At 60.0% G+C, this 255-nt stretch carries 1 protein-coding gene; it reads left to right on the forward strand.

Features of this window, described 5'->3' with window-relative positions; all coding sequences use genetic code 11:
• The coding region (locus tag K6N12_RS33865) for a type IV secretory system conjugative DNA transfer family protein (protein ID WP_222149195.1) at window positions 1-255 on the forward strand (255 nt) is incomplete at both ends.

The raw sequence follows: 255 nt of genomic DNA on the forward strand, positions 1-255 counted from the left end.
TCGATCCATTCGGCATCACCGGCAGACCTTCGGCTGCCTTCAATCCGATCGACGGCGTTGATCCAGACAGCGTCGATGTCGCCGAGGATGCGACGACACTTGCCGACGCACTCGTGTTCGACGAACCGGGCTTGTCAGGTGATGCGCATTGGAACGAGGAAGCCAAAGCGCTGATTGCTGGATTGCTGCTGCATGTGATCGCCAGCCAGCCAGACGACAGGCGCACGCTGACCACACTCAGGCATTTGCTGACGC

The sequence above is a fragment of the Rhizobium redzepovicii genome (assembly GCF_019793435.1).
Taxonomy (GTDB): domain Bacteria; phylum Pseudomonadota; class Alphaproteobacteria; order Rhizobiales; family Rhizobiaceae; genus Rhizobium; species Rhizobium redzepovicii.